23 protein-coding genes are annotated in these 25926 nt (G+C 39.7%); 6 read left to right on the forward strand and 17 right to left on the reverse strand.

The window, feature by feature from the left end:
* Nucleotides 1-92: 92 nt before the first annotated feature.
* Both MLE13_RS12725 and MLE13_RS12730 read right to left on the reverse strand, forming a co-directional pair.
* A complete protein-coding gene (locus MLE13_RS12725) occupies nt 93-1343 on the reverse strand; it encodes an ABC transporter permease (RefSeq protein ID WP_240750056.1) in 1251 nt (416 codons plus the stop codon).
* A complete protein-coding gene (locus MLE13_RS12730) occupies nt 1336-2235 on the reverse strand; it encodes an ABC transporter ATP-binding protein (RefSeq protein ID WP_240750057.1) in 900 nt (299 codons plus the stop codon). Before MLE13_RS12730 ends, MLE13_RS12725 begins: the two co-directional genes overlap by 8 nt.
* A 127-nt stretch (nt 2236-2362) precedes the next feature.
* Between MLE13_RS12730 and MLE13_RS12735 the strand changes: the two genes are divergently transcribed.
* On the forward strand, nt 2363-2548 hold the full coding sequence (locus MLE13_RS12735) for a YhzD family protein (protein WP_240750058.1): 186 nt from the start codon (nt 2363-2365) through the stop codon (nt 2546-2548).
* A gap of 39 nt (nt 2549-2587) precedes the next feature.
* Here MLE13_RS12735 and MLE13_RS12740 read toward each other — a convergent pair whose 3' ends face one another.
* The 3 genes from MLE13_RS12740 to MLE13_RS12750 all read right to left on the reverse strand — a co-directional run bounded on the left by MLE13_RS12740 (nt 2588) and on the right by MLE13_RS12750 (nt 4967).
* Nucleotides 2588-3367, reverse strand: a complete 780-nt coding sequence (locus MLE13_RS12740) for an enoyl-CoA hydratase (protein WP_240750059.1) — start codon at nt 3365-3367, stop codon at nt 2588-2590.
* A gap of 88 nt (nt 3368-3455) precedes the next feature.
* Complete coding sequence (locus MLE13_RS12745) at nt 3456-3803, reverse strand: YlbF family regulator (RefSeq protein ID WP_240750060.1); 348 nt, start codon at nt 3801-3803, stop codon at nt 3456-3458.
* 21 nt (nt 3804-3824) lie between these two features.
* Nucleotides 3825-4967, reverse strand: coding sequence for a DUF445 domain-containing protein (locus MLE13_RS12750; RefSeq protein ID WP_240750061.1), 1143 nt, complete (start codon nt 4965-4967; stop codon nt 3825-3827).
* An 82-nt stretch (nt 4968-5049) separates the two neighbouring features.
* Between MLE13_RS12750 and MLE13_RS12755 the strand changes: the two genes are divergently transcribed.
* Nucleotides 5050-5253 (forward strand): YheE family protein, encoded by a 204-nt coding sequence (locus MLE13_RS12755; RefSeq protein WP_240750062.1) that lies wholly within the window; start codon nt 5050-5052, stop codon nt 5251-5253.
* Nucleotides 5254-5360: 107 nt separating this feature from the next.
* Here MLE13_RS12755 and MLE13_RS12760 read toward each other — a convergent pair whose 3' ends face one another.
* Nucleotides 5361-7115, reverse strand: a complete 1755-nt coding sequence (locus MLE13_RS12760) for an ABC transporter ATP-binding protein (protein WP_240750063.1) — start codon at nt 7113-7115, stop codon at nt 5361-5363.
* Nucleotides 7116-7117: 2 nt separating this feature from the next.
* Nucleotides 7118-8854 (reverse strand): ABC transporter ATP-binding protein, encoded by a 1737-nt coding sequence (locus tag MLE13_RS12765; RefSeq protein ID WP_240750064.1) that lies wholly within the window; start codon nt 8852-8854, stop codon nt 7118-7120.
* A gap of 404 nt (nt 8855-9258) precedes the next feature.
* Between MLE13_RS12765 and MLE13_RS12770 the strand changes: the two genes are divergently transcribed.
* Both MLE13_RS12770 and MLE13_RS12775 read left to right on the forward strand, forming a co-directional pair.
* Nucleotides 9259-9777 (forward strand): universal stress protein, encoded by a 519-nt coding sequence (locus tag MLE13_RS12770; RefSeq protein ID WP_008430646.1) that lies wholly within the window; start codon nt 9259-9261, stop codon nt 9775-9777.
* 169 nt (nt 9778-9946) lie between these two features.
* Nucleotides 9947-10390, forward strand: coding sequence for a low molecular weight phosphatase family protein (locus MLE13_RS12775; RefSeq protein WP_240750065.1), 444 nt, complete (start codon nt 9947-9949; stop codon nt 10388-10390).
* A gap of 47 nt (nt 10391-10437) precedes the next feature.
* Here the strand turns inward: MLE13_RS12775 and kynB are convergent, their stop codons facing one another.
* Genes kynB through chrA form a run of 3 tightly spaced genes read right to left on the reverse strand, consistent with a single transcriptional unit; the run spans nt 10438 to nt 13504 of the window.
* On the reverse strand, nt 10438-11058 hold the full coding sequence (gene kynB, locus MLE13_RS12780) for an arylformamidase (protein ID WP_240750066.1): 621 nt from the start codon (nt 11056-11058) through the stop codon (nt 10438-10440).
* A 3-nt stretch (nt 11059-11061) separates the two neighbouring features.
* Nucleotides 11062-12312, reverse strand: coding sequence for a kynureninase (kynU, locus tag MLE13_RS12785; protein ID WP_240750067.1), 1251 nt, complete (start codon nt 12310-12312; stop codon nt 11062-11064).
* Between the two features lie 19 nt (nt 12313-12331).
* Complete coding sequence (gene chrA, locus MLE13_RS12790; RefSeq protein WP_240750068.1) at nt 12332-13504, reverse strand: chromate efflux transporter; 1173 nt, start codon at nt 13502-13504, stop codon at nt 12332-12334.
* Nucleotides 13505-13838: 334 nt separating this feature from the next.
* Between chrA and MLE13_RS12795 the strand changes: the two genes are divergently transcribed.
* On the forward strand, nt 13839-14732 hold the full coding sequence (locus tag MLE13_RS12795) for a cation diffusion facilitator family transporter (RefSeq protein ID WP_240750069.1): 894 nt from the start codon (nt 13839-13841) through the stop codon (nt 14730-14732).
* Between the two features lie 42 nt (nt 14733-14774).
* Here the strand turns inward: MLE13_RS12795 and MLE13_RS12800 are convergent, their stop codons facing one another.
* From MLE13_RS12800 to MLE13_RS12810, 3 genes are all read right to left on the reverse strand, one after another.
* Complete coding sequence (locus MLE13_RS12800) at nt 14775-15827, reverse strand: mechanosensitive ion channel family protein (RefSeq protein ID WP_240750070.1); 1053 nt, start codon at nt 15825-15827, stop codon at nt 14775-14777.
* A gap of 49 nt (nt 15828-15876) precedes the next feature.
* Nucleotides 15877-17166, reverse strand: a complete 1290-nt coding sequence (locus tag MLE13_RS12805) for a DUF2254 domain-containing protein (RefSeq protein WP_240750071.1) — start codon at nt 17164-17166, stop codon at nt 15877-15879.
* Nucleotides 17167-17363: 197 nt separating this feature from the next.
* Nucleotides 17364-18431 carry a phosphotransferase family protein gene (locus MLE13_RS12810; protein WP_240750072.1) on the reverse strand — a complete coding sequence of 356 codons (1068 nt, stop codon included), beginning with the start codon at nt 18429-18431 and terminating at the stop codon, nt 17364-17366.
* 344 nt (nt 18432-18775) lie between these two features.
* Between MLE13_RS12810 and rsgA the strand changes: the two genes are divergently transcribed.
* Nucleotides 18776-19831 (forward strand): ribosome small subunit-dependent GTPase A, encoded by a 1056-nt coding sequence (rsgA, locus tag MLE13_RS12815; protein ID WP_240750073.1) that lies wholly within the window; start codon nt 18776-18778, stop codon nt 19829-19831.
* Between the two features lie 36 nt (nt 19832-19867).
* On the opposite strand, the gene MLE13_RS12820 is transcribed toward rsgA, so the two are convergent.
* From MLE13_RS12820 to MLE13_RS12835, 4 genes are all read right to left on the reverse strand, one after another.
* A complete protein-coding gene (locus MLE13_RS12820) occupies nt 19868-20509 on the reverse strand; it encodes a response regulator (protein WP_240750074.1) in 642 nt (213 codons plus the stop codon).
* A gap of 16 nt (nt 20510-20525) precedes the next feature.
* The gene (locus MLE13_RS12825) at nt 20526-21635 is read right to left on the reverse strand and encodes a GAF domain-containing sensor histidine kinase (protein ID WP_346429169.1); all 1110 of its coding nucleotides are present in this window, start codon (nt 21633-21635) and stop codon (nt 20526-20528) included.
* Nucleotides 21636-22385: 750 nt separating this feature from the next.
* Nucleotides 22386-24086: a phospho-sugar mutase gene (locus MLE13_RS12830; RefSeq protein ID WP_240750075.1), complete on the reverse strand. Its 1701-nt coding sequence runs from the start codon at nt 24084-24086 to the stop codon at nt 22386-22388.
* A 201-nt stretch (nt 24087-24287) separates the two neighbouring features.
* Nucleotides 24288-25832, reverse strand: coding sequence for a carbon-nitrogen hydrolase family protein (locus tag MLE13_RS12835; RefSeq protein WP_008495983.1), 1545 nt, complete (start codon nt 25830-25832; stop codon nt 24288-24290).
* Nucleotides 25833-25926 lie beyond the last annotated feature (94 nt).

The following is a 25926-nucleotide window of genomic DNA, read 5'->3' on the forward strand; positions in this document are numbered from 1 at the left end:
TATTTGTTCTTATTTTACCATGACAGCGTCATTTTAAAAACTGTTTGCAGAAAGTTTCCCGCAAACAGTCGAATAGCCCAAATCAATATTTTTTATTTTTTATTGCCTAAATGAATGGCTTTGCGAATATCTTTTAATGATTGTGAAGAGCCGTACATTAATACGCCTCCGCGGTATACGCGTGCGCCAAACCAACCGAGAATGCCGATGGTCAAAAGCATAATTCCAATTGATAATAACGGCTCCCATATCGGTAAATCGAGCATACCTACGCGCAAGAACATAACCAACGGGGCAAAAAAAGGAATATAAGAAGAAATAGTAACATAACTAGCTTCAGGCACTGAAATTCCAGAGAAAGCAATCAATGACCCGATAATGATCAAAATCATCATGGGCAACATGAGCTGCTGTACGTCCTCTGTTCGGCTAACCAACGACCCAAGTAACGCCGCGAGTACCGCATAGAGGAAATATCCGAGTAGGAAAAAGAGTATGGCAAACAAGAATGTACTGATTTTCACTTCTGAAAAACCCATGACACTAAATACGCCTTCGGTTAAATCTGTACCAGCTGTTTGGATGGCAAAATAACCGGCTAATCCAAAAATCATCATTTGCAAAATACCAAGACTGCCAATACCAGCAATTTTTGCAAACATATGCTTAACAGGTGAGACACTGGAGATTAAAATTTCCATGACACGCGATGATTTTTCCGTTGCGACTTCCATCGCAATCATATTTGGATAATAAATAACTGCGACATAAATCAACATAATCAGTACATAAACGAGACCTCTTGCCTGACTCAACTCTTCTTGTGATTTAGAAGATTCAGATACCGCTTGTCTTTCAAATTCAACGGGCATGAATAATTGCCCTACCTGGCTGTCATTTAGCCCGAGTGATTCGGCAGTAATAGTTGTATGTATTGCTTGGACTGCATTTTCAATTTCAGCCCCTCCGCCCATTTCATTTGCAGATTCAGATACATAACGAGCACTCAATTGCCCATCTAGCATTAACACTAAATAATCATCAATGGTACCTTCCGTAATACTTTTTTGCAATTCTGCTTCTGTTAAGTACGTCGGCACAGCTTCAATTTCACTATTCATCAATACCAATTGTGCTTGAAAATTTTCCAGAAGTGCTGGATTTTCACTAACTACATGCAAGGTGTTTTCTTCATTCTCGTCTCCATTAAAAATGGCGATAATATTCGATACATTGGCTAACAAGAAAAAAGCCGCAACAACGACACCCGTTGTGATAAGAAACGATTTTGTTCTGGCTTTTGTTATAAATGCTTGCTTAAAAATAATCCAAAAACTATGCATGCGATTTTCCCACCTTCGCGATAAAGATTTCTTCTAAAGAAGGTTCTTCTACTGCAAAGTGACGAAGTGTGCCGAGTTTCATCGCTTCAGCCAACAAAATCTGCGCAACCTTTTCATCAGTAATTTGAAAAACAGCCCCATCTTTTGTTTTTGTAAAATTGTCGACTCCTGCTATTTTACATAAATGACTAAGATCCGCATCCATATTTAATCGAACATTTTGTTTACCAAATGATCGTTTCACGCTTTTAATCGATCCACCAACCACTATTTTTCCTCGATCTAAAATGCTCATATCATCACATAATTCCTCGACATGGTCCATGCGATGACTAGAAAACACAATCGTGGCTCCTTGTTTTTGAAAGTCTAGTATGGCTTTTTTTAACATTTCGACGTTTACTGGATCTAGTCCTGAAAACGGTTCATCTAGTATTAATAGCGATGGTTTATGTAGGAGTGATGCAATCAATTGGATCTTTTGTTGATTGCCTTTTGATAATTCTTCTACTTTTTTCTGACCATAATGTGGCACTTCAAAACGCTCTAACCAAGCAGCTGTTTCACGCCTTGCATCTCCTTTAGACATATTGCGTAATTGTGCCAAGTAAACCAATTGCTCTTCTACTTTCATTTTCGGGTAAAGTCCTCGTTCTTCTGGCAAATAGCCAATTTCTGGACTACTCGCATATGTAATGGGTTTTCCTTTCCAACGGACTGACCCTTCTGTCGGATCTAACAAACCTAAAATCATTCGGAATGTCGTCGTCTTCCCAGCTCCGTTCGCTCCAAGAAACCCGTGCATTCCCCCTTCTTCTATCGACAGCGAAAGATTGTCTACTGCTGTAAAATCTCCAAACTTTTTTGTTACTTGGTCAACATGCAAAGCCATTCTTATTCGCCCCTTTCTTTCTACTTACTACGAAACAGCTGCCTAAATGTTTCAATAATTACAGGACTTTTTAAAAGAAACCCTTTATACTTGAAATGAATATCCATTCAGAAAGGATTGATTTGAATTGAGAACTTACAAACTGACTGTATTCGAAAAAACAGGCAAACAGCTATTAGACGAAACATTTACTGCTGAAAACGATGAAGAAGCACGCGGTAAAGGACAGGCGATGCTAGAAGAAAAAGAGATGATTCAACTCACTCACCGTTTAGCATCACCTGCTGGCAAACTCCTTCTTTTCCATTCATGAGCATGAGAAAAGCATGGCGGAATTTTTCCGCCATGCTTTTTATTGACCTGTAAAGTGAGGCTTTCTTTTTTCGACAAAAGCTTGAATGCCTTCTAAATGGTCCGATGATTTTCGCATTGTAGACTGTGCGGCGGCTTCCATTTCTAATACTTTCACCAATTCATCAACTTTTGTTTGATGAAGAATGTGTTTCGTTGCTAATTTGGCTTTAATTGGAGATGCAATTGCGACTGCAGCGTAAATTTCAGCATGCTCAAGTCCACGTCCTTCTGCTGTCACTTCCTCGATCAAGCCTTTTGAAAGTGCATCGTGCGCTTTTAAGGTTTGACCAGCCCAAATGATTTGTTTCGCTTTTGGTACCCCGATACGTTCTTTCATAAAGAAATGTCCTCCGCCATCTGGTACTAAACCAATGCCGATAAAATTCATCGCTAATTTGCTATTTTCCTCTGCAATGACATGATCACAAGCTAACGCCATGCTAAAAGCAAGTCCTGCTGAAGCGCCATGAATGACAGCAATCGTAATTTGAGGCAATGTGTACAACGCTTTTGCCAAACGACTAACATCCTTCATCACCACATCAATATCCATTGGATTATCCGGATTCATCATTTCTTTAATGTCTCCACCAGCTGAAAATGCTCTTCCTTCGCCTCGAATGATTAGCACTTGCACAGTACTATCTTGCTGGAGTGATTCAAAGCAATCCGCCAGCTCTTTCATCATTTTACCGTTCATGGCGTTCATTGAGTTTGGACGATTCAAAACTAATTGACCGATTCGCCCACGTTTTGTTAATTCGATAGTTTCAAACATAAAAAGAGACACCCCTTCGTAAAGATGAATTGTCATTCACCTTTACGTATTCGGTGTCTCTCTTCACTATTCCTTTATTTTTGTAAAATTACATGCTTTCGTATAAAGATTGTACAGGCTTGATCAAGACACGGTTAACTTCTTCGATCATTTGGCTTAAGCCCATTTCAGCTTCTAGCATAGCAAGAATTTTTTCGTTTTGTTGAGCTTCTTGTGCTGTGCTTTGTGCGTTCATCATTTCTTCTTCAGTGATTTCTTCACCTTGTGTTTGTTTTTGTTGAAGCGAAATTTGCAAATCGCGGAAAGTCTTGAACAATTCATTTGCTTGTTGGTCAGCAGTTACTAGTGCAACAGCTTCCTCTAATTTTTTGAATTCATCTGTTGAACGGAATGTACTTTCTAATTTGTTAATGTCGTCATAAATGTTTACTGTCATGTTCATCCATCTCCTCTAATTTTAGTTTAGTATCATGACGAAAATTCCTTGGAAGACGCCAATAAAGCCTCCGAGAAATGCGCCCAATACGGTAATCATTTTAAATTCTCTCCGTGAAATCCCAAGCACCAATTCTTCTAGACGGCTGAGTGGCAGAGAATCGACTTGCTGTTTTACCATACCTTCCATATCAATTTTCAATATGGTTTCTTCCAGTTTATGCTCTCCTTGCTCGAAGACAAAGTCCGTCACAAGTGGCGTAATATTGACACTTGTCCATTCTAACCCTCCAGGCCAAGTCTCTGCAAGTGTTGTGTTTAAACGTGTAGAAATCGCTGCTTTTTCACGAACATATTGTTTTACTGACCCCATTGCTGTCTCAAAATCAAACTCTTTTAACAGCTCATCGACTCTTCGGTCTTGAACTTTATCCCATTCGCTATAAGCTAAAGTTCCAACAAGTTCAAAGGTTTTTGGAGAGTTAAGAAACTTAATAATTTCGGGTTGAATACGGTCGACCAATGGTTTGGATTCGCCGAGCAAGGAATGCAGCATATGGCCAAAACGACCACGCGACTCTAAAAACTCATCCAATAACGACTTGATGGTTTGTCTACCATGTGCTGATTCAAAATAGTCGATTCCTTGATCTAGCGCATATTGAACCCCTTCAAATAATTTCGTCTCCACTTCAGCTTTCCAATTGTCGGGCATCAATTCACGAATCGTTTTCCCTGCAATATAATGTTGCAAAGCTTCTTTTTGAAGTTCAACCAGTTCATCCAGCTTCGCTTCAATTTTCGCATCCATTCCTGTTTGACCAGCTGCTTGCAGCCAATCATTAAATGTTTTAGGTGAATCAAACAAATGCTTATTTAACTGACGGTTCATCCATTTTTCGGATTTTGTCCGCATTTCCTGATTAAAAAACCTTTTCTTAAATGTGTCGGGTGTTAATAAATGCTCGACAACCGTCCTACCAAGTTGACGGGATAATTCATCACGCCGCTTGGGTATGAGTCCGGGCGTCAATGGCACTCGCCATTTACCAATATATTTAGGCTCATAAGGCCAAAAGAGCATTTTAATCGCTAAGTGATTGGTCACTCCACCAATTAACGCCCCAACAATTGCCATAAAAACTAACGTCACTATTATATTCACTTTTGTCACTCTTTTCTTTTTCTGCTTTGTGTATTCCTTGTATTCCCCTATAATGAAAAGAAGAACGCAAAGGAGGATTTACATGCTTCAGCATTTTAAATTTAAGCCAATGTTTGAAAACAATCAATTACCAGGGTGGGACATTTCCTTCTTTTATAAAAACGAACGCATAACTGGAGAATACCATCCCGATGGCAGCATCGTTTGGAAGTCAAAGACTCCTCAAGATGAGGAAACCATTAAAACAATGATTCACGAGCTGATGCTCTATCATGTATACGATTAAGGCGCTGGAATGTTCCAGCGTTTTTTTGTACGCTCTTTTAATTATAAGGAAGGCTAGCTGAATTTAACAGCGATAGCATCTTTCACTAGAAAAAAGGAATGCCCCCCTTACCCAGTAGATTGGGTTTGGGACATTCCTGATTGAATTTTATACATCTGATAATAGATACCACCAAGCTTCATTAATTCATCGTGACTGCCTGCCTCAGCAATTTCGCCTTTTTCCAGTACAAGTATACGATTGGCATTTTTAATCGTCGATAAGCGATGGGCAATGATAAATGTCGTTCTGCCTTTTTTCAAAACATCCATTGCGTGTTGGATAATTTCTTCTGTCTCTGTATCAATATTGGAAGTAGCCTCATCTAGTATTAAAATCGCTGGATCAAATGCTAATGCTCGTGCAAATGATACTAATTGTCGCTGTCCTGAAGACAAAGTACTGCCTTTTTCAACAACTGGTTCATCGATTCCTTTTGGCAAGTGGTTCAATACACGCTCGCCTCCTACTGCTGACAATGCACTGTTTACCATCTCTCTCGTAATCCGCTCATCACCTAATGTGATATTCGATTCGATCGTACCGCTAAACAAATAAGGATCTTGTAAAACAATTCCCATATGCTCCCTGACTGATTGTCTCGACATGTCACTAATATTAACACCATCAATGGTAATGGCCCCTTTTGAGACATCATAAAAACGAAACAGTAAGTTCATAATTGAGCTTTTTCCTGATCCCGTATGACCAACCAAGGCCACTGTTTCTCCTTGTTTTGCTTTAAACGAGATATCTTTTAACACATACTCTTTCTCCTTATAAGCAAACCAAACTTTCTCAAAACTAACATTGCCCTGATAGCGTGATATTTTTTTATCGACAACCGCTTCTCCTTTTTGGTCCAGCAAATTGAATACTCTTTCTGCTGCTACTAATGCTTGCTCTAATCGGCCAAACTGATTGACAATCCCGCTAATTGGATTAAACAACCGGATAATATAGTCGACAAACGCATACAGTACACCTACTGTAATAACTGTACTTTCTGATATAGATGCACTTCCGAAATACCAAACAAAAAGAATAAACGTCATCGAACGAAGCACGCCGACCAAATTATAAGAAGCCGCGCCTTCAAGTATAAGTAATTTTTTCTGGTATTTATAATGCTCATCGTTTAGTTGTTCAAACTCATCCTTCATCTTACGTTCACGTCGGAATGCTTGAATAATCGTCATTCCTTGAATCGACTCATTAATCATGGCATTCATTTCACTGACTTTCTCACGAACAATATGATTGTAGCGAGCCGCATACTTCCGGTAGACCAACATCCAAATGTATAACAATGGAATTAACACGAGTGTCATGGCAGCCATTTTCCAGTCGAGATAAAACAGTGCGATAAAAATACCGCCCATATACATAAAACTTGTAGCAAACTGAGACAACACCGTGACAAACAAATCACGAATTGCTTCAGTATCGTTGGTAATGCGTGCGACCACTTTGCCTGCTGGTAAATTATCAAAATAACGAATTGGCAAAGTTTGCGTATGTTCGTAAACATCATTCCGCATTTTGCGTATAATTCGATTTGCTCCTTTTTGTAAGAAAACCGATTGCCAATACCGGAAAATCGCCGTAATAATCGCCAGTATAAAGAACAAAATTAATAAATAAGCGATTGGCTCAAAATCTACAGTACCGTCCGAAATCGCTATGTGATTATCAATAATCTCTTTGGCAATTAACGGAGCTGCTAAATCTGCAGCCACTGCAACAGCCAGCATGATTAACCCAATTATTAAAACCTCTTTAAAATTCAGTGCATATTGCAATAGTCTTTTTCCTGTCCCCATACTTACACCTCCTCAATTTGCTGACGGAGGAACTGTTCGTTGTACCAGCCGTTTTTTTCAAGCAAATCATCATGAGTTCCTTCTTCTATAATTTTGCCGTCATCTAATACAACAATCCAATCTGCATGTTTGACCGCAGACAACCGGTGCGTTGTAATAATCGTTGTTTTTCCCATACGTTCTGCTTGAATATTTTCAATAATCCGCGATTCGGTTTTTGCATCGACCGCTGAAAGTGAATCATCCAATATCAAAATTTCAGGATTTTTGATCAAAGCGCGCGCAATTGAAATTCGTTGCTTTTGACCACCTGATAATGCCACTCCTTTTTCACCAACAAGTGTGTCTAATCCACTTGGCAATAAAGCTAAATCTTTCTCGAAATGGGATAAACGAAGCGCTTCTATTAGCTCTTCTTCACTTGCATTTGATTTACCAAACAAAATATTTTCTCGAATTGTTCTTGAAAACAACACATGGTCTTGTGGTACATATCCAATCCAACTGCGCAATTGATCTTTTGTTAGTTTTTTTAATTCGATACCGTTCATTAAAATAGAACCTTCGCCTGTCGGATATTCTCTCATTAATTGTTTGATAAAAGTGGTTTTCCCACTACCAGTCTTGCCGACAACACCTAAGGTTTGTCCACTATTCATCGATAAGTTAATGCCTTGAAGATTGATCGAACTCGACTGTGGATAAGTAAAGTTAAAATCCTGAAAGCCGATTTTTTCTAGTTTTCCAGCTACGCTCGGCTTTTTCGGGTCTGTCACATCTTCTGGATACTCTAACGTATTATTGACTCGATCTAACGAAGCATTGCCACGTTGCAAAATGTTGATCATTTCTCCGATGGCAAACATGGGCCAAACAATCATCCCTAGATATACATTAAAAGCAACTAAATCTCCTAACGTCATTTTTCCATCCGCAACTAAAAATGCGCCATAGCCGAGTCCAATCATATAACTAATCGACGTCAGCACTTTCGTTACCGGTGCAAACAACGCATCTATTCGTTCTACTGCCATGTTTTTTTCGTAAACATCTTCTGTCATTTCAGCAAAACTACTTTCGGAAGCACGCTCTTGAACGTATGCTCGAATAACTCGCACGCCACCTACTGACTCTAATACGCTATCATTTAAATCGCCGAATGCTTCCTGAGCTTCCATATAGCGCACATGAATTTTCTTACCTAATACTTGAACGATGATTGCTAATATCGGCAATGGCAACATCGCAAAGAAAGTCAGTTCCCAGGAAACAAGAATTCCCATCGCTACGATGATGGTCGCCATATACAAGGTCGAATCGATTAACGTTAAAATACCAAATCCTGCTGTTTCTGAAATTGCCTTTAAATCATTAGTCGATCGCGCCATCAAATCGCCAGTCCGGTTCTTCTCATAAAAAGTAGGAGACATTTTCAAAAATTGACCCATTAAACTCGAACGAAGTTGGCGCTCGATTACATATGCGCCTCCGAATAATTGATATTGCCACACAAAGTTAATCAAATATGCCAATACGAGAGCTATAAAAAGAACCACTACATACTGCCACATTATAGACGAAGTTAATTGTCCTTGTGCAATTGAATCGATTGCCTTACCAATAAGCCAAGGCGGGATAATCTCTAAAATATTTGCAACAAACAACAAAACAACCGCTGTCGTATAACGTAACCAATTTTCTTTAAAAAACCATTTTAATTTCCATAACACGTCAAACATTTTTTCCACCCACTTTCTAATTCCCGACCCCTATTTACAATTTCCTATTGCTGACTAAATTTCTTTTGAGAACAAACACAAAAAAGCGCACGCCTAGTTTATGGGCGCACGCTCATGGAAACAGGACAGTTTTACAGACTTGTCCTGAATAATTCTATTCTCGAAATAAAGTCAGAGAATAACTATAGGAAGGTCTGATGGTGATATTAAATTGAATTGAATGTTCATTTCCATTTTTTTCATCATCATTACCTCCATTCCCTTTTATTAGTTAATTCTAGAATAGCAAAAACTTTTTTGAATTGTCAACTTTTTTCGAAAATTTTTTCTTGAAACTAACAGAGGTTTCATTTAAGTAGTGAAGGGTAATTTACAAATAAGAGTAATAAGGCGAGGTGAAAGGAATGTATACGAATATCGCAATGGCTTATGATGGCTCCGATGGTAGTCGAATGGCATTTGAAAAAGCAATTGAACTAGTTAACGTATTGCCCAATGCTAAACTTTCGGTAATATACGTAAACGAAGATTACCGGGAAAGTGTTGGCTATATGGATGCAGGAACTGCTTCGGCTCCTGTAGTATCTGCGAATGTCGATAGCAATTATGCACAGTATATGCCTTATGGGATTGGTGACGAAAGAATTTCTCACGAAAAAGATTATGACGACGGAGCAGCTGAATACTCGAAGCATATTCAGCAATCTATTCAACGACAGCTTGATACGCATGACACCAAAGCTTCTGTCCTTGCACTAGAAGGAAATGCAGCTAAAACAATTACAGCTTTTATCGAAGAACAAAATATCGATTTGCTGATTATCGGCAATAGTGGTAAATCAGGTTTGCAAAAATTCTTTGTTGGATCTGTTAGTAAAAAGTTAATCCAGGATTCTTCATGTTCTATATTAGTAGTGAAATAAATAATCCGGATTTGCGGACTAGGAGTTTCTTAGTTCACAAATCCGGATTTTCGACATACCGCATTAAAATCACTATTTAGTCATAAATTTAATAGTTTTATTTTGTTCTTAGTGGGTAAACATTACTAATAGAAGAAACGGTTTGTTCTATAGGAAGAAGGGGTTTCCCGTGTCAAGACAAACAGTATATTTTATCTCTCCTCACCAACATCGTGGATTAATGGCAGAAATCTGGGCCAATCGGCTAATGCTTCCTGATTGGGAAATACGTAGTGCTGCATGGTCGCAAGGTTCTCAACCTGACTTTAACGAAATGCCTTTAGAAATAATGAAAGAAATCATCTTGGATTTACCTTCAGTTGAAGCACGCTCTTACAATCCACAAGAAGTAGGAAAAGCGGATTTAATCATCGCTTTACACGATGGCGAGTTTGAAGATGGAGATATTCCATCGGATTTGCCCAGCCAAAAATTATTGCGTTGGAATATCCGCAATCCCGAATTGCGAAGTAACGACAGTACGGAACAATGGGCGCTTTATCAAGAGATTTGCGATGAAATCGCGATGAATATAAAAAATATGGAACCTTATTTCCGTGCAGACTACGTATAAAACCTTCACCTGAAAAACGGGTGAAGGTTTTATTTGTCTTTGAACAATTACGTATGAAGAATTGCCCTTACTGGACTTCCTTCCCCGCCTTTTATCTTTAGCGGCAATGCCACTAATTGATAAACACCTTCTGATACTTCATCTAGTACAATGCCTTCTAAAATAAATCGCTGTTGTTGATTCATAGCTTGATGCATGGGCAGGTCTTTGCTTGTTTCAGGATCAACAGATGGCACGTCCACTCCTAGCAATCTTATACCATTGTCAGCCATCCATTTAGCAATAGACTCATCAAAGATGGGCCATTTCTCTGGAAATTTGCTACGGTCTTGCCAAGAAACAGTTTTCAGTAATACTGCTTCAACATTTTTTTCGAGCGGCTTTAAATCCGAAAGAGCAATCTTTTCTAAGCCACTAACATCCATTACTTGTGCTTGCGTTAAATAGACATCTAGTGGCAGCTCATGCGTCTTCAATCCTTGCTCATTGTAATGAAATGGAGCATCGATATGCGTACCTATATGAGTGCTCGTTTGCAGCTTACCAATATTGACGGATCCACTTTGCTCTTTCGTTACAGATAGCTCATAGCTAAACGGGATATCTCCTGGCCACTCCGGCGTCATGTCGTTCAATTCCATGGAAATATCGATGATTTTTCTAGTCATGACTTACGCCACCACATTTCGTTCATTGCTGAAATTTTTGTAGGTTTCGTTTTCCATAATGTCTTGCAGTTTCGTCACTACTTGTTCGACATCACTGAACGACGTGTAAAATGCGATAGGTGCTAATCGGATAATATTCGGTGCGCGAAAATCGGGAATGATGTTTGCTTCTTTCAAGGCTTTACAAATTCTTGCAGCTTCCGGATGAGCTAAAGCAATATGTCCACCCCGTTCACCATCTTGTTCAGGCGTAACGTCAGTCAACTCAGGAATCTGTTGTCTGACTAACTTTCTTAAAAGCGATGTTAGCTGAAGTGATTTTTGGCGAATCGTTTGAATCCCTGCTTCTTCAAACAACTCCAAACTGCCAAGTAAAGGAGCCATACTGAAAATATGAGGTGTGCCGATTTGATAAGCACCTGCACCTTGTGCTTTGGAAAATTCATGGTCCATATCAAATTGACGCGTTTTATCAGAACCAAACCATCCTGCATTCCCTGGTAATAAATGATGATGACGTTCGTGAATGTATAGTCCGCCTGTTCCACCTGGACCTGAGTTCATGTATTTGTAATGACACCATACAGCAAAATCTACTCCGTCATCATGTAATTGATGCGGCATTGCGCCAATCGAATGCGCCAAGTCAAAACCGACTAAAATTCCTTTTTTATGCGCGGCTTCTGTAATTTCTCGAATTTGCAACAGTTGTCCACTTCTGTACAAAACAGATGGCAATAATAATACCGCTACGTCGTCAGTCAATTGTTCGATGATATCTTCTAGCTTTAATGTATAACCGTCTCGACTGCCAACTTTTTTCATTGCTTTAGCAGGATCAAGTCCACGCAAACGAAGATGGCTATCTACCGCATAAATGTCCGATGGAAAGTTTAAATCATCGACAAGGATTGTAAAACGGTCAGGTGTCGGTTGAAAAAAGGTTGATAGCATTTGATGAATATTAGAAGTAATTGATCCTGTTACCATTACTTCATGAGCCTTAGCCCCAACTAAAGGTGCAATACGCGCACTCATATTTTCCGCTAAAGTAAACCAAGGATGCTCTCCTTCTGTCCAGCCGTCAATTCCGAACGTCTTCCAACTATCCATTAAACTATGTAATTTTGCTTCAGCCCGTTTAGACATTAACCCAAGAGAATTCCCGTCCATATAAACCGTATTTTTTTCCACAAAAAACTCTTGTTTATAAATCGCTAGCACATCTTGTTGATCCAACTCGTTGCCTGTCATTCAATCCATCCCCCTTTAGTTATAAAACCGCATAAGTGATTACACCAAGAATAGTCGTTACTAAAACCACAATCCAAGGAGCTAGTTTAAAATAGACTAACATTGTAAAGGCTGTTATCGCAATTGCAAAGTCGACGGGACCACGGATTCCCGAAGTGAAGACAGGATCATATAATGCTGCAAGCAAAATTCCAACTACACTTGCATTGACTCCTTTTAGTGCTGCCTGCACGCCAGATTTTGTGCGGATAATGCTCCAAAAAGGCAATGTACCAATAATCAATAAAAAAGAGGGTAAAAACATAGCAACAACGGCAATCAAAACGCCCCATCCTCCGTTCATTAATTGCCCTAAATAACCAGCCAACGTAAACAATGGACCCGGAACTGCTTGAGCAGCTCCATAACCTGCGATAAAGGCGTCTGCTGTCATCCAGGTTGGTACGATTTCTCTCTCTAACATTGGTAATACGACATGCCCTCCACCGAAAACAATCGATCCAACACGATAAAACACATCAAAAATAGCCAATGATGTCGATTCTATTAACGGACCAACCACTGGTAGTCCAATCAATAACGTAGCAAAAACTGCCCAAGCAACAATTCCTGTTTTCTTGCCAAAACTAAGTACTAAATTTACTGGTTTAGGTGCATCTTCTTTGCGGTAAATCGCATATCCAAGAATACCTGAAAGAATAATTACCCCGATTTGAGCCCAAGTTGCCGGTATTAACAAAATCAATATTGCGGCTCCTACTGCTATAGCAATACGTGGACGATCAGGTGCTAAACTTTTTCCCATCCCCAGTAGAGCATGTGCCACAACCGCAACTGCAACAATTTTCAACCCTTGAATCCAGCCACTATCAAAAGAACCATTTGTGACTACAAGTGCGAATAACAACAATAAAATAACCGAAGGCATCGTAAATCCGAACCAAGACAAAAAGCCACCGAATATTCCACCGCGCAACATACCAATTGAGATTCCAACTTGAGAACTTGCAGGACCCGGAAGGAATTGGCATAATGCCACTATATCTGCGTAAGCTTTATCGTCTAGCCACTTTCTTTTTGTAACATACTCATCCCGGAAGTAACCTATATGAGCTGCTGGCCCTCCAAAAGACGTTAATCCTAATTTCGTAGAAGCTTTTAGAATCTCGAGATAGTTGTTTTTCTTAGTCATAGGCCTCTCCTTTTTAAAATTTATTCTACTTAAGCATAACCTTTCACTTATATGTTTCAACATTAAATTTGTGTAAAATATTAAAACAAATAGTGCGAAATCTTTTTCAGTATTGACAAGGTTTAAAAAGAGCTTGATACTATTAAAAGATCAACTGTTCAATCGTTAATCTATTTTATCGGTCGAACATGTATGCAGATTTTTTTACTACCTATATGGTTTGCTATATTTAAAAATGATATTTTATTAACGCGACTATAAATAATAATAGTGAAACGACCCTCATGTGAGGGTCGTTTCACTTTGTTTCAGCGACTTGGAGGTGGGAAACATTATGGACCTGTATACTAACTTACGCAAAGGGGAAAAAGGTGCTTGGATTAGCATCGGTGCTTATATATTTCTCAGTTCTATTAAGTTGGCCTTTGGTTTTTGGGGATCTTCTGAAGCCTTAAAAGCAGACGGTTTTAATAACTTGACTGATATTCTCGCTTCTATTGCAGTATTAGTTGGACTTAGAATTTCTCAGAAGCCCCCCGATGAAAATCATCATTATGGTCATTTACGTGCTGAAACCATCGCCTCACTTTTGGCTTCTTTCATTATGGCCGTCATTGGCTTACAGGTTTTAACCAATGCATTCCGTTCAATTTTCGAACCGATTGCTGAAGCACCTTCAGTAATTACTGCATGGATTGCTTTTTTCTCTGCCATTATCATGTACATCGTCTATCGCTATAATTTAAAACTCAGTCAAGAAATCAAAAGTTCCGCTGTTCGTGCCGCAGCGTATGACAATCGTTCCGATGCTCTCGTTAGTCTTGGTGCCGGTATTGGTATTTTCGGAGCAATTTTTGGTGCACCGATATTGGATATTGTCACAGCTTTTATTATTGGATTGATCATTATCAAAACTGCGCTAGATATTTTCAAAGAATCTGTTATGACCTTAACGGATGGCTTTGATGAAGACGAAGTCGAAACTTTGTCTGTGTTGGTTCGTCGAGTGCCTGGTGTCATTACATTACGCGACTTTAAAGGACGCAATCATGGCAATGTCATGTTTATTGATTTGACAGTTAGCGTTGCGCCTAATTTAAATGTAATCGAAAGTCATTGGATTACTGAAGAAATCGAGAAGAAAATTCAAAAAGTAAAGCCGAATTGTGTAATTCTCGTACACATTGAGCCAGACATTTCATATATTGATAGTGATGAAAAAGAATAAACAAATAGTAAAAGGCGATGGATTGTTATCCATCGCCTTTTCTTATTCTTCATAAACTCCTTCAGCTAACTTCACATTATTGTGGAGAAAAGCTTCCGCAATCTCATGCCGAATCTGGCTTTCGAGATTTTCTTTCATCTCTACATCAACTACTTGTACTTCTACTTGAAAATCTAATGCAGAATTTCGAAAATCAATAAATTGAACTTCTACATTTTTTTCTGATGTTTCTTCCAGTAAACTAATTGTTTTTAACGCCGAATCGTTGAGAAGTTGTTCAATTTTTTTTGTATCACTGCCATATTGCACGCTGACCATAACTCTTGCATACAATTGAGCACTGGATCGATTTCTAACGATCTGCTCGATAAAATACTGATTGGGAACAACGAGTGTCCCTTCTTTCAATGTCTCTATTACAGTTGATCTAAGTTTGATTTTGGTAATGCGTCCAATTTTCCCGTCGATCTCTACCATTTCTCCAACTTCCATGGGGCGTTCAAACAAAATGATGATGCCTGATACGAAGTTGGCGGCAATATTGCGGACACCAAATCCGATTCCGATACCGAGAACACTAAAAATGACACCAAGTGCTGTTAAATCCAATCCAACTGTTGTAAAACTGATTGCTAAAGCTAAAAACATGACTAAATAATACAATAACCGATTGATGGTATAGCTTATGCCAATATCGACATCAAATTGTTCATAAACAAATGGCATAACATAACGAGTAAGTGCTTTTGTAATGCGGTTTGCAAAAGTCACAATCAATACGGCGACAATAATTAGCAATACAGATATTTCAACACCTTCTGTTTCATAAAAAGCAGAAGTTAACCATTGTTCTTTTGAAAAATAAAATACAAAGAATAGTATGCCGCCATATAAGACAAGCCAATTTGAGATATCTTCAATTACTGGATAAATGCGCAGCTTGAAATCTTTAGAAGGAACAAGCTTTCTCAATAGCAATAACACAATAAATTTCACAACAAGAATAATAGCCAAATATACAAAAAACAGCAGAAATTCTGAAATTGATAAATCCTTTAAAAAAGTCATTCCTTCAAACAGCTGATGATTCTGCATAATTCACCTCCTCTGTCGCTCGGCATATCAAGCTCCAAAAAAAGCGTTCTCAGTTCCCCTTTTCTCTAGCAATGTTATAGGAATGCTGATTTGTGGCTTTAGCCAATTCGTCGAGTTTCTCTTGAAGAGTTTCCTGGTCTAATGTTTTCAACCCCTGAATATCCACACCGTCAAAAACATAAATATGGGTCTCCCACAACTCCAAATGATGTCGATTAGGACCTACTTCTGCAGCTATTTTCAAAGAGTCAAGAATAGCGATTAAAACGGAGATATCCTCTTTCCCGTAATGTGACAGTTGGTGGAAGGTTTTGTATAATGTTTTTTTATAAGAAGGGAAACGATACAGAACTTGTTCTTCGCCTAACAAGAACGTGCCCGTTTTGAGTCTTCCCAATCGACCAAGAAGGCGCCCTAATCGAACGATGATATCATTGGCTGTATTTGGATCATTAATCCCTGGTGATATGGCACGAAGCGCCACTTCCACCATTTTTTGAATGGCAAAATCAAGATCCTGCTCCGACGTTCTGGAAGCCCCAAGAGAGTAAAAATTGTTGATAGACTTTTCGGCTTTATTGACGCCGAAAACATTAAAAATTGCTTTACCTTCGTATACGTAGTCTCCAGGATTAACCAGGATTTCAATTTTCAGCTCCTGCTCCTCTGCATAATCTACAAGTTTTTTGAAAGACAAATAGTGGATATACCCTTCTTTTTCAGCTCGGTGACTTTCTTTAATACCAATTGGACTCCAATCTTTTTCTTCGCTAGCTTCGTTTTCTTGCAACTCCTCAAATTTCGAGATAGCCTCTTCTGATTCCGTAATGAGATTATTGACTAGTTCACCAACTTGAACACTAGTTGCGATATAATGAATAAAATAGGAAAAAGTGGCAAGGCAGAAAAATGCGATTACGATTCCAGCGAAAGTGGTAATCACGTCAGTTTCATACAAATCCGCTCTCATAAACAACAACGACAGCGTATTAAAGATAAAACCACTAAGAAAAATCCCTAATACCCGCCAGACAATTTTATCTTGGATAAAGTTCGTCAATGTTCTAGGTGAGAATTGAGATGAGTACATAGTAAGCACTACTAAAATTGTTGAAAAAGTAAAAATAGTCATTGTCAAAAGAGCACCGGCTAAACTCCCCATGATGGTCTTGGCTAAATCAACATTTGTCAGTAGAATTGATGGGATAAATGGCTTTAATTCCTCAATATAGAAAAGGTCGACATAGTAAAAAGCGATTGAAAGGGAAACAGCAATCACAATGTACAATGCAGGAGTGATCCATATTTTTTCCTTTAGCAATATTGATAGTTTTTTCATTTATTCGTACTCCTTTCTCATCGACATTTATGCCTTTGTTTTCCCTTTACGGCTTTTAGACAAACCAAAAGGTTGACTACTGGCCTGCCCTTTTGGAAAGTGCATTTCAAACAGTCGAATCTAAATTCCCATCGCTTTCTTCCACCTGAAATTTCCTCTTTTCTACTTCGTGTCTTATTTATTGGTTCAGATGAACGTTATTCCTCTAAAGCAGTTGACAATGCATGCGCCATCAGGCTCGCTACGTACTGGTCGAAATGTGCAAATCGTGGATCTTGTGTCTGTCCTTTTTTATAACGATAGTAAATTTGCTGAACAATGACCGCTAGTTTGAAATAAGCAAAGGTCAAATAGAAATTCATATCCGATACATCTCGCCCGCTTTTTTTACCGTAACTTGCGATAAATTCTTCTCGGCTGTAAAAGCCTTCCATTACTGTGACTGGCGCGTTTCCTAAGCCTTCTTTTAATAGTTCAGGATCATCCGCTTGAATCCAATAGCTCATGGCAGCACCTAAGTCTGCTAGTGGGTCGCCAACTGTTGTCATTTCCCAATCAAACAATCCTGTTATTTCTGAGAAGTCTTCTGAAAACAAGGCATTATTCAATTTAAAATCATAATGAATGATTGCTGGTGCTTGTGAAACTGGGATATTTGCTCGCATCCATTCAGCTAAACGTTCTACCCCTTCTAGTTGATCTGTTTGCGCACGTTTATAGCGACCTATCCAACCTTCAACTTGTCGTTGCATAAAGCCTTCCGGTCTTGCCATCTCTGCTAAAGCAGTTTTTTGATAATCGAGTGAATGCAGTTCAACTAATAGGTCGACCATTTTTTCCGATATTTTGCGTCCTAACTCAGGAGTCGGCTCCACACCTTCAGGAAAATCACTATCTAATACATAGCCATAGCGCCTCTCCATTACAAAAAAAGGACTTCCTACGATTGATAGATCATCAGAAAAAACGAAAGGCTTTGGAGCTGTATTAAAGAGCGGATGTAAGGCGGATAAAATTTTGTATTCCCGCTCCATGTCATGCGCTTTAGGTGCCACAGGTCCTAGAGGTGGTCTTCTTAGAACTGCTTCCCAGTCCCCTATTTGCAACGCATAGGTCAAATTAGAATGTCCTGTTCCAAATTGTTGAACTTTAAGTTGACCGTTCGGTAATCCTTTTATTTCCTTTTGCAAAAACTGCTGAAGACGGTCTTTATCAAGCTCTTCACCGGCTCTTACTGGAATAATCCCATTTTCATGCTCTCCCATGTTTTCACCTCATCTACTATCAGTCCTTATCACCACATAAAAGTAATCGGAATAATTACTTAATGTTAGCGTTGTCATTTATTGATTGCAAGCTGAAGTGAATTCTTTTGCAATTATCTAAATTTTTTCTTGACGAAAAATGGAAACTGATTTATTGTTAACTTAACTTGAAGAAAGAGGTGAGGCATTATGGCTATTTTATTTTTGAATACGCAATTCCAGTCTATAGTGTCTCCTTCTGTGTATCGTTAACGATATGCTTCTTCCATTATGCCTGGAGACCACGGACTGCGAATTGCGCGCATCCGTGGTTTTTTATTTTGCATAATTAGGAGGAAATACCTTTGACGAAAATTGAACAATACGGCTGGAACGACAGCTGGCAAGAAAAAATATCGGTGAATGGTACACCTGGCCGTGTAACTCTTGAACATAAGAACGTATACCGTGTCGTAACAAATCACGGCGAATGGCTTTGTTCGTTATCAGGAAAATACAGACATCTCCATAGCGGCACCGAATTCCCATGCGTCGGTGATTGGGTCATCGTTGAACAAATGCCCGGTGAAAAAAAAGGCATTATCCACCAAGTTCTCCCTCGGACTTCCCAGTTTTCTAGAAAAGGCGCAGGCGAAACAACGAATATCCAATTGATTGCGGTTAACGTCGACTTTGTCTTTTTGGCCATGTCTTTAAATGATGATTTTAATATCCGGCGTTTAGAACGATATTTATTGGCGGCATGGGATTCTGGTGCCAATCCAATCATTGTTTTGACAAAAAAAGACCAATGTTCAGATAGCGAACCGTTTATCCAACAAGTTGAAGGTGTAGCATTCGGTGTTCCTGTTTTTACCGTATCTGTTATTACTGGCGAAGGCATTGAAGAACTGCAAAATCAACTGGTGGGATCAAAAACGGGTGCTTTACTTGGTTCTTCAGGAGTTGGAAAATCATCATTAATCAATGCTATGGTCGGTACTGAACAAATGACTGTGCAAACCATCCGAGAAGATGACAGCAAAGGCCGTCACACAACGACTCACCGGGAAATGATTCTATTACCTAGTGGTGGTTTAATGATAGATACACCGGGAATGCGTGAATTTCAGCTTGGTGATTACTCAGAAGGTATTGAAACAGGATTTAGTGATGTGGAAGATTTGGCACTTGCTTGTCGGTTCCGTGATTGTGCTCATCACGATGAACCAGGTTGTCGCGTTCAAGAAGCGCTTCAAAATGGCGAATTAGATGCAGCGCGTTACCAAAGTTATTTAAAACTTAAACGCGAACTCGCTCATATGGAACGAAAAAGTGATGCTGCTGCCCAAAAAACAGAACGAAATAAATGGAAGCAATTGACCAAAGACTACCGAAAACGCCCCGTGAAAAAGCGATAAAAAACGAGTGCAACGGAAAATTCCGTTGCACTCGTTTTAGTTTCTTCCGACTTCTGTTAGCCCATGCTTAACCGCATATAACGCTGCTTGCGTCCGGTCTTGGACAGCCAGTTTGATAAAGATATTGGAGATGTGGGTCTTTACTGTTTTTTCCGTTACAAACAATGCCGATGCGATTTCTCGGTTGCTTTTGCCTTTTGTCAATTCAGCTAGCACTTCTTGTTCTCGTGGCGTTAGTTGGTTTATGGTATGTGGAGCGGGTTCAGCTGGCGCTTTTAGCAGTTCTGATGAAGCTTTCGGGTGAAGCGTATTTTCCCCTCGCATCAAACTACGCAATGAAGCGACAAGCTCATCAGGCTCAATGTCTTTTAATTGGTAGCCCGCTGCTCCTGCTTCAATTGCTGGTACGACATGATCTTGATCAGAAAAACTAGTCAACATCAAAACGATGATATGAGGAAATTGCTCTTTGATCATGCGCGTTGCTTGAATGCCATCCATAACCGGCATGACCAAATCCATTAATACAATATCTGGCTGAAGAGTCGCTGCCATTTCTACAGCTTCTTTACCATTTACAGCTTCTCCTACTACTTCTATGTCTTTTTGTGTTTTCAAAAAGAATAGCAACCCTCTTCGAACAACGTGATGGTCGTCTGCAATTAAAACTTTCACCATTATCTGCACCTCTCTATCAATACGGAATCCGCACTAAAATTTCTGTTCCTCTACCAATTTCACTCGACCAATCAGCTGTTCCACCTTCTGCTTTTGCTCGGTCTTGTATACTTTGGATCCCGATAGAAGGCAGATTTACGCTAAGGTCAAATGCGAATCCGAGACCTTCATCTTTTAAAACCAATAATACATCAGTTGCTGTAACTGACAAATACAATTCGACTTTATTAACATCTGCGTGCTTCCGAACGTTATTTAAAGACTCTTGTGCAATTCGAAATAAGGTTTCTTCAATACGAGAAGGCAATTGAATAACACCCGTCACTTTTGTTTCAACTGTTATCCCGAGCATTTCCCCATAACCTTTTATTGCCTCAAGCAACCCACTTTCAAGTCCTTTTGGACGCAATTGCCAAATCAATGCTCTCATTTCATTTAAAGCTTCTTGCGTTAAATGCTGAATGTCACGGAACGTACTTTGAACAGCAACATCTTCAGACATCTCAACTCCACCACGCGCAGTCAAGGTTACAGAAAAAAGTAGCTGGTTGACCGAGTCATGAAGATCTCTTGCTAAACGGTTTCGCTCTTTAACAAGAGCTAGCTCCTGCTCTTGTTTTGTTAAACCAATCCGCTTGATCGCCGAACCAATTTGAAAAGCGACCGACTCCAAAAGTGCGAGTTCATCTTTTGAAAACTCGACAGTATCTGGCGCAGCAATGTTTAACAGACCGAATTTCTCTTCTCCAGATTGCAAAGGTACTGTCGCATGATGGGTGATATTGCCTTGTTGACGCGAATTTTCCGGCATGGCATTTTCAATTCGTTGGCAGGCAATGATATTCGATGCCTTTTCAAGATCTCCATCTTGATAACGTTTGACGCACCAGCAACCACCTTTTTGCAAATGTCGACAATCATTGTCTTCCAACGCTGTTGGCAAATTCGCATGAGCCACCAATTGATGTTTTCCTTTTTCATTTATGAAAAAGATCCAAGCGGTTTCAAACGTTGAACCACTTAATAATTTTCGGATTGCGCCGTCAAGCATACGGGACATGTCCATTTCTTCATTTAGCAATTCGGCAATTTCTTTTAATAAAGTAATATTTGAAGGTTCTTCCACCTCTGTTCACCTCGCTCAACCTAATTTAACCATACACGTTTCCACAAAAAAGCTCACTCGTACTTTTGTCTTAGAAAAGTGGTAGCGCCCGTGTAGCTCTGCCGGGCATAAGGCAGACCGGCGAAGCGGCGTCTTTTGCCGCACAGTCGGACTGACTTATGACCCAAAGAGCTGGGCGCTAGAGTCTAGACAAAGAAAAGCGCAAGCAATCGTGTAGATTCGACGGGCATAAGCTACACAGATATCTATGTAACGAAGAAAACAAAAGCCCCCTTTATGAGGGGGCTTCAGCTTGTAGACAAAAGAATAGTTACTCATTTCTTTGTATACATGTGGGATTCTCCACACCTAGTGGACGCTTTCCGCGGACGAAGCGCTGAGCCTCCTCGTCGCAAGCTCCTGCGGGGTCTCACCACTTCGTTTTTCCGCTGGAGTCGCCACTAGGTGCTCCGAATCCTAGAGTGAGTCGGGAAAAATCTTTTAACATCTTATTTATACGGGGAAGCGCACTAAAGAATCTCACTTTGTTCGTAGCAAGAAGCTTTCAACTGGGCTGGTCCACGAAGACTCCTGTGGGAGCAGCGTAGCGACGAAAGCTGAAGACCCCGCAGGAACGTTAGTGACGAGGAGGCTGAAGCTGAGCCCACGGAAAGCGAAGTGGCCAGCCCAGTTGAAGTGTACGCATCACTATTCAGTTTCATAAGACTTTGTCTACAGTCTGAAGCCCCCTTTATGAGGGGGCTTTGCTCTTTAGCGGTTATTTACTTCTTCAACAAATGATTCTTTTAGCAACTCCATTTTTTCATCGCTTTCTTGTTGCGTTTCGGCAGTGATACCGAAATAATATTTCACTTTCGGTTCTGTACCACTTGGTCGCACACATACCCATGAGCCATCTTCTAAGAAATATTTGATGACGTTAGACTGAGGCAAGTCAATTTTTTCGTTAGTGCTTAACGTAACAAAGCTACGGTTTTGCGTTTCATAATCTTCTATAGAAACGACAGGAATCCCAGCAATTGCTTCTACTGGCTGTTTGCGCAAGTTCTCAAGCAAGGCAGCAATTTCTCGTGCCCCATCGATGCCTTTTTTTGTAATGGACACGAGCGATTCACGGTACCAACCAAATTTATTATACAATTCGATCAAGACGTCATGCAGATTTTTGCCTTGCTTTTTGTAAAACGCTGCTGCTTCAACAAGCAATAATACCGATTGCACAGCGTCTTTGTCGCGTGCGAAATCACGGATCAAGTAGCCATAACTTTCTTCATATCCGAATAAAAACTTAAATTCCGGGTTCTCATCGTTATGCTTTAATTTTTCTCCGATAAATTTAAAGCCGGTTAATACATCTTCAGAACTTACACCGTAAGATTCTGCGACAACACGACCAAATTCCGAAGTGACGATGGTTTTGAAAATACGACCGTTTTCTGGAAGCGTTCCTTTTTGTTGTTTTTGACTTAATAAATACTCGATTAAAATAGCTCCTGTTTGGTTTCCACTTAACAACTCATAATGGCTACCACTCCAAACAGCAATTCCGACGCGGTCACCATCCGGATCGACAGCAATTAACAAATCAGCTCCTGATTTTTTACCGTATTCTTTTGCTAGTTCAAATGCAGATCCTTCTTCCGGGTTCGGAGAAGTGACTGTCGGGAATTCACCATCTGGTTGCATTTGTTCAGTGACATACGTAATTTGATCATAACCTGCTTTGTCGAGTAGACGTTTGACCGTTGCACCTGATGCACCGTGAAGTGGCGTGAAGACTGCTTGAATCGGACTTGCGGAATGCTCTTGTACGGTTAATGCATTGCTAAGATAAGCCTCATCCATTTTTTCATCAATTCGAACGAGCAAAGAGTTATCGAACTTGGCGTTTTCAATAGACAATTCGTCTTCAACACGACCGACATAATCAATTACACGATCGGCATCTTCAAGATTTAGTTGTGCACCGTCTTCTCCGTATACTTTATAACCGTTGTATTCTGGTGGATTGTGGCTAGCTGTAATAACAATTCCCATAAATGCATTTAAATAGCGAACACTAAACGATAGTTGGGGTGTCGTTCTTGGTCCACTGTATAAATACGTATGAATTCCGTTTGCTGCAAATGTCCGTGCTGCTTCTTCTGCAAACTCTGGAGACATACGTCGACTATCATAAGCAATGACCATGCCGCGAGACATCGCCAATTCGCCATTTTCTTTTATGTAGTCGGCAATTCCTTGCGAAGCTTTTCGAACTGTATAAACATTCATCCGGTTTGTCCCAGGTCCGATTTCGCCGCGCATACCTCCCGTACCAAAAACTAAATCTTGATAAAAGGCATCTTCGGCTGATTTTTCATCTTCTTTTAAAATGTTCAATGATTGACGCGTTTCTTCATCAAGCGCTTGATGATCCAACCAACGTTGAATGCGTTCTTTCCATGACATATGTATTCCTCCATTCATATTGATAATAGTTTACCTACTACTTCTCACCTATTAATAACATTCTACAAGACGCATTCGCTTTCCTTCATAAAATGGTCGTAAAGTAATTGAAATAAGACGAAAAAGCAATTTTTCAAGATAAATTTCAGTTTACCAAATATCCAGAAGAAAAACCGCTCCCATTTTTGGAAGCGGTTGTCTTTAATCTTTTTTATATTCTACACGATAAACATCGTGACGACGGTCTTTTAATTGCTTAACCGTTCCGTTTTGACGTTGACGACGCAAGATTTCTAAATCAACATCACCAATCAAGACCATTTCAAGGTTTGGATTGGTTTCTCCGACAATACCGTCACGCGCAAACTCGAAATCGGATGGTGCAAAAATACCGGACTGTGCATATTGGATATCCATATTTTCAGTTTGTGGCAAGTTTCCGACCGTACCAGAAATAACTGTGTAAATTTGGTTTTCCACAGCACGTGCTTGTGCACAATAACGTACACGCAAATAGCCTTGACGATCTTCTGTACAGAACGGCGTGAAAATAATATTGGCGCCCATGTCTGTCGCAATACGTGCCAGTTCTGGGAATTCGATATCGTAACAAATTTGGATAGCGATTTTCCCACAATCTGTATCGAATACGCGAACAGAATCTCCTGCAGAGATCCCCCACCATTTACGTTCATTTGGTGTGATATGAATTTTGTATTGCTTGTCGATTGAACCGTCACGGCGGAATAAATAAGCAATGTTGTAAATTTCATCGTCTTCTTCTTTAACGAAATGAGAGCCTCCAATAATATTGATGTTGTAGCGGACTGCTAAGTCTGTAAACAACTCGATATATTGTGGCGTATACTCTGTCAGTTTACGTACAGCTTGACTTGGCGATGGCTCGTTCAAGAACGACATTAACTGCGTCGTGAAAATTTCAGGGAATACGACAAAATCTGAATGTGCATCTGAAGCAACATCTACAAAATATTCAACTTGGTTAGCCAAGTCATCGAATGATGTAATGGCACGCATTAAATACTGCACAACACAAATACGAACCGGTAAACTTGTTTTAAAATGCCGTTTAGAAATAGGTTTGTAATCAACGTTATTCCATTCCATTAAGGTTGCGTATTTGCCTGACGCTACATCATCTTGCAAATAGTTCGGGTTAATGCGCATCAATTGGAAATTGTTCATTAACTGGAATGTTAAAACAGGATCATAAATCTTATGACGTGAAACAGAATCTACATATTCACGTGGAGACATTTCATCCGCATGTTTATGGTAATTTGGAATGCGTCCACCGATGATAATCGATTTTAAGTTTAATTCGCGTGCTAGCTCTTTTCGGGCTTCGTATAAACGTTGTCCGACTTTCATCCGGCGGTATTCTGGATGAACCATTACTTCAATTCCGTACATATTGTAACCATCGGGATTATGATTGGTTATGTAACCAGCATCTGTTACATCATCCCACGTGTGGCGGTCATCGTATTCGTCAAAGTTAATAAGTAAACTTGAACATGAACCAATCACTGTGCCATCTAGCTCAGCTACAAGCTGGCCTTGTGGAAATACGCCTAAATGGCTTCTTAATTGTTCTTCTTTCCATGGATCCATACCGGGAAAGCATAAACGCTGCATTTCCAAGATGGGATTTATATCGGCATAAGTCATTTCGCGAATGATCATGCTTTTTTCAAAATGGGATAAATCGAATTGTTCTGACACAGCACAGCTCTCCTTCACAAAAGTTTCATACTTTATTATATCGGATAGTCGCTCAGGTTGATATTATTTTACATGTCTCCTGATTACAATTATA

It is taken from the genome of Planococcus halocryophilus (assembly GCF_022489025.1).
In the GTDB taxonomy this organism is placed as follows: Bacteria; Bacillota; Bacilli; order Bacillales_A; family Planococcaceae; genus Planococcus; species Planococcus halocryophilus_A.

Coding starts and splice junctions, on each gene's coding strand:
- MLE13_RS12725 (WP_240750056.1), bottom strand. CDS start 1,343: ATGCATAGTTTTTGGATTATTTTTAAGCAAGCATTTATAACAAAAGCC.
- MLE13_RS12730 (WP_240750057.1), bottom strand. CDS start 2,235: ATGGCTTTGCATGTTGACCAAGTAACAAAAAAGTTTGGAGATTTTACA.
- MLE13_RS12740 (WP_240750059.1), bottom strand. CDS start 3,367: ATGTTTGAAACTATCGAATTAACAAAACGTGGGCGAATCGGTCAATTA.
- MLE13_RS12745 (WP_240750060.1), bottom strand. CDS start 3,803: ATGACAGTAAACATTTATGACGACATTAACAAATTAGAAAGTACATTC.
- MLE13_RS12755 (WP_240750062.1), top strand. CDS start 5,050: ATGCTTCAGCATTTTAAATTTAAGCCAATGTTTGAAAACAATCAATTA.
- MLE13_RS12760 (WP_240750063.1), bottom strand. CDS start 7,115: ATGGGGACAGGAAAAAGACTATTGCAATATGCACTGAATTTTAAAGAG.
- MLE13_RS12765 (WP_240750064.1), bottom strand. CDS start 8,854: ATGTTTGACGTGTTATGGAAATTAAAATGGTTTTTTAAAGAAAATTGG.
- MLE13_RS12770 (WP_008430646.1), top strand. CDS start 9,259: ATGTATACGAATATCGCAATGGCTTATGATGGCTCCGATGGTAGTCGA.
- kynB (WP_240750066.1), bottom strand. CDS start 11,058: ATGACTAGAAAAATCATCGATATTTCCATGGAATTGAACGACATGACG.
- kynU (WP_240750067.1), bottom strand. CDS start 12,312: ATGACAGGCAACGAGTTGGATCAACAAGATGTGCTAGCGATTTATAAA.
- chrA (WP_240750068.1), bottom strand. CDS start 13,504: ATGACTAAGAAAAACAACTATCTCGAGATTCTAAAAGCTTCTACGAAA.
- MLE13_RS12795 (WP_240750069.1), top strand. CDS start 13,839: ATGGACCTGTATACTAACTTACGCAAAGGGGAAAAAGGTGCTTGGATT.
- MLE13_RS12800 (WP_240750070.1), bottom strand. CDS start 15,827: ATGCAGAATCATCAGCTGTTTGAAGGAATGACTTTTTTAAAGGATTTA.
- MLE13_RS12805 (WP_240750071.1), bottom strand. CDS start 17,166: ATGAAAAAACTATCAATATTGCTAAAGGAAAAAATATGGATCACTCCT.
- MLE13_RS12810 (WP_240750072.1), bottom strand. CDS start 18,431: ATGGGAGAGCATGAAAATGGGATTATTCCAGTAAGAGCCGGTGAAGAG.
- MLE13_RS12820 (WP_240750074.1), bottom strand. CDS start 20,509: ATGGTGAAAGTTTTAATTGCAGACGACCATCACGTTGTTCGAAGAGGG.
- MLE13_RS12830 (WP_240750075.1), bottom strand. CDS start 24,086: ATGTCATGGAAAGAACGCATTCAACGTTGGTTGGATCATCAAGCGCTT.